Source organism: Candidatus Thioglobus sp. (assembly GCF_028599055.1).
Lineage (GTDB): Bacteria > Pseudomonadota > Gammaproteobacteria > PS1 > Pseudothioglobaceae > Thioglobus_A.
In genome coordinates, this window is record NZ_JAQRMS010000110.1 from 1 (window position 1) to 3,813 (window position 3,813).

Annotated in this window: 4 protein-coding genes; 2 read left to right on the forward strand and 2 right to left on the reverse strand. The window is 39.4% G+C overall.

Annotated elements, in window-relative coordinates; all coding sequences use genetic code 11:
• A partial coding sequence (tilS, locus tag PSN35_RS06425) for a tRNA lysidine(34) synthetase TilS (RefSeq protein ID WP_300031062.1) occupies window positions 1-1,011 on the forward strand: 1,011 nt, incomplete at its 5' end.
• 7 nt (window positions 1,012-1,018) lie between these two features.
• Here tilS and ybeY read toward each other — a convergent pair.
• Window positions 1,019-1,459, reverse strand: a complete 441-nt coding sequence (gene ybeY, locus PSN35_RS06430) for an rRNA maturation RNase YbeY (protein ID WP_300031065.1) — start codon at window positions 1,457-1,459, stop codon at window positions 1,019-1,021.
• Between the two features lie 56 nt (window positions 1,460-1,515).
• Here ybeY and priA point away from each other — a divergent pair, with 56 nt between their 5' ends.
• Complete coding sequence (gene priA, locus PSN35_RS06435; RefSeq protein WP_300031068.1) at window positions 1,516-3,477, forward strand: primosomal protein N'; 1,962 nt, start codon at window positions 1,516-1,518, stop codon at window positions 3,475-3,477.
• 18 nt (window positions 3,478-3,495) lie between these two features.
• Here priA and PSN35_RS06440 read toward each other — a convergent pair whose 3' ends face one another.
• Complete coding sequence (locus tag PSN35_RS06440) at window positions 3,496-3,735, reverse strand: helix-turn-helix transcriptional regulator (RefSeq protein WP_300031071.1); 240 nt, start codon at window positions 3,733-3,735, stop codon at window positions 3,496-3,498.
• Window positions 3,736-3,813 lie beyond the last annotated feature (78 nt).

Consider the following 3,813-nt stretch of genomic DNA (forward strand, 5'->3'; position numbering starts at 1 on the left):
GATTGGCATTTGTTTTGCCAAAGTGTATGCAACACACTCAATGTTCCATACTCAAATATTGACTTAAATATAGAAAATTCTAAAAATATTGAAGAAAATGCTCGTAAAAGTCGCTATCACTCATTATCTTGTAATTTGCTAGACAATGAGGTGCTGTGCACTGCACATCACCAACAAGATCAGGCTGAAACGTTACTTTTACAATTATTTAGAGGTGCTGGCAGCGCCGGACTGGCTAGCATGCCTAAAGAAAAACCCTTGGGCAAAGGTAGTCATTATCGCCCCATGCTGGATATTAGCAAAGCTCAAATTATTGATTATGCTAAAACGCACAAACTTAACTGGATAGAGGACGATAGCAACAAAGACACTAATTTTAGGCGCAATTTCTTGCGTTTAGAGATAATTCCAAAACTCTCAACTATTTATAAAAATTTAGCAAAAATCCTATCTAGGAGCGCCAAACATCAATCAGAAGCCTTAAAACTAACACGAGAATTAGCGGATATTGATTTACAAAGCAACAACATTATCAATGACAGTGGTCGCATTAATACTGTCGAGCTCATTAAACTAGAAACACATAGAATTAAGAATATTTTGCGTCACCATCTGAGTTTGCTGGGTTTTTTAGCGCCCACTGATAAGGTTATGAGTCAAATTATTGATCTACTTCATGCAAAACAAGACGCCAAACCTTTAGTGCAATGGGATGACTATGAAATTAGACGCTATCAACAAGAATTATATTTTATAGACAATGCCGACGATAAAAAAGACAGAACTTGCCCAATTCAGCTTGAATTGCAAAATTTGCCAAATTTTTCCGTTCGTCATCGCACCGAAGGTCAGCGCATTAAATTACCTGGAAAAACCCACTCCCAATCCCTAAAAAAGGTACTGCAAGAGGCTGGCGTGCCTCCTTGGGAGCGAAATTCACTCAAAATGTATTATATTGACGATGAATTACGAGCCATGGAGCGAATTGGCCACATGGAACATAGTGAGTAATAAATTTTTACTGATAAGGATTGGCGATATTCATTTTTTCCAAAATTTTTACCTCTAAAGTTTCCATTTTGTTGGCATCCTTGTCATCAATATGGTCATAACCCATCAAATGCAGTGTGCCATGAATGGCCATGTGCAGTAAGTGATCATCAAAAGATTTTCTTTGATCTTTCGCCTCACTAGCTACCACATCACGACAAATAACCACATCACCCAAAATTGACTCATCTATCTCAATAGGCAGATCACTTGGAAAAGACAGTACATTGGTGGTCTTATCATTGTGTCGATAAGTTTTATTTAAACTTTGAATTTCAGCCTTATTAACAATTCGAATTAACAACTCGCTCTCAGGTTTACCCAAGTCGGCTATTACCTGTTGTAAGCTAGCAGCCAAATAACCTTCATCAATAGATGAGTCATTAATACTATTTTGAATAACAATCACGTCAGAGCTTTACTTGATAAAATGATTTATTTTACGTTGATAACTTTCCCTAGTTGATGCCAATCGTTGAAGTTGCTATTTCCGTCCCTTTAAATCGAACTTTTGATTATCTGAGTGATACTGAAGTGGCTGTTGGCGCACGTGTTAAAGTACCTTTTGGCGCTAAAAAGGTTGTTGGCATTGTGTTGTCTAATAAGCAAAAAAGTGAATTTGACAAGCTAAAATCAGTCGAACAAATACTAGACGAGACACCAATCCTTGATAAGCCAATTTTGGATTTTTTATTTTGGTCTGCTAAATACTATCACCACCCTATTGGCGAAGTACTATTGGCCGTTCTACCTAAAAACTTGCGCCTTGGCAAAGAGGCCAAGATCAAAAAAGTTGTCGGCCTACCAACCCAAGTTAATCAGCCTGATTTTGAGATCACCGACGAGCAAAATACTGCCATTAACAGCATTCTTGTCAAACAGAATGCTTATCATGGATTTTTACTACATGGGGTAACCGGTAGTGGAAAAACCGAAGTTTACTTGCGCATTACCCAGGCAGCACTTGATCAAAACAAGCAAGTATTGGTTTTAGTGCCTGAAATTGGCCTAACACCGCAAATGATCTTTCGTTTTGAAAATCGTTTAGAAACACGTGTGGTGGCCATTCATTCGCAACTCAATGAAACACAAAAATTAGACGCCTATTTGATGGCAAAAAGCGGTGAAGCGGGTGTGGTTTTAGGCACCCGTAGCGCCATTTTTGCACCCATGCCTAATTTGGGCATGATTATTATTGATGAAGAGCATGATGGCTCATTTAAACAACAATCTAGCTTTCGTTATTCTGCACGAGATTTAAGTTTTATTCGCGCTAAGCAGGCCAATATCCCGCTAATTTTAGGCACAGCCACCCCAAGTCTTGAGACTTTAAAAAATGCCATGGATGGCAAACTCACTCGTTTAACGCTAGCTAACCGAGCGGGTGATGTGATGATGCCAAAAGTCAGCCTGATTGATATGCGCACCAATACAGATGGCGCCCTATCAAAATTGCTGGTTGAAAAAATGCAGCAGTACTTATCTAGCGGCAAACAAGTGATGCTGTTTATCAACCGACGTGGCTATGCGCCGGTGTATTTTTGTACAGAGTGCGGTTGGAAGTCTGAATGCAATCATTGTCACGCTTCAATGATTTATCACCGCCACATTAACCGACTCAAATGTCACCACTGCGGTGATGAGAAAATGCCAGAACAAACTTGCCCTGATTGTGCCCAGCCAAGTTTGGAAGTTTATGGCTACGGCACAGAACGCCTGGAAGAAACACTAGGGTCGCACTTTGCAGACACCCCAATTATTCGTATTGATCGCGACACCACTAGGCGCAAAAAAGCACTCGCTCAACACTTAGAAAAAATTAATTCTGGCGAGCCTTGTATCATTGTTGGCACGCAAATGCTGGCCAAAGGTCATGATTTTTCCAATCTAGCCATGGTGGGCATTTTGGACATTGATGGCGGGTTTTTATCAACCAATTTCCGCGCTACCGAATACTTGGCGCAACTACTTATCCAAGTATCTGGACGTGCTGGAAGAAGTGGCCAACAAGGCGAAGTGGCTATTCAAACACGCTTCCCAGAGCACCCTATGTTTAACTTTGTCTTATCAAATCGATACACACAGTTTGCCAGCGGGCTGCTTAAGCAAAGGATGAGTGCGATGATGCCACCATTTGCTCATCAAGCACAGCTTTGTGCCAATGCCAAAAATAAAGACAACGCTCAAGCGTTTTTACAAGAAGTGGCCGGCCTGCTTAAAAGCATTGATATGAATGGCGTTGAGATTTGGGGCCCAACACCTAACTCAATTGAGAAAAAGGCGGATTATTATTATTTTAATTTGTACTTGCAGTCTAATGATAGGGCGGCACTTCATCAGATGCTAGCCACCTTTACCCAGCATATTGACACCATCAAGCTTAAAAATAAAGTTCGCTGGTATTTAGATGTGGATCCGATTGATTAATCATCTAACATAAGTTATTTAAAGCTTATCTCTGATTATATTAATTCCAACAACAGGGTCAATATTTAGCTTTTCACAATAATTTACGTATTCCACAATATCCAATCTGCGCTCATTATTTTCTATATTCCAAATAATAGAATGCTGGACTTCTAATATCTTTGCCAATTGCCTCATTGTCAAAGACCTCTCCTCCCTTGCCTCTTTAAGCCATTTTGTCACTCTAGGATAAGATTGACTATATATCGTCTTTTGCATTATTGTTTGTTCATAAAAAATGAACTAAGATATAATGAAATTCTTTTGTTCAAAAAATGTGAACAAGTTATTAACTTT

What these genes read in the sequence shown, in the direction of transcription:
- priA (WP_300031068.1), top strand. Translation starts at nt 1,516, where the DNA reads ATGCCAATCGTTGAAGTTGCTATTTCCGTCCCTTTAAATCGAACTTTT.
- PSN35_RS06440 (WP_300031071.1), bottom strand. Translation starts at nt 3,735, where the DNA reads ATGCAAAAGACGATATATAGTCAATCTTATCCTAGAGTGACAAAATGG.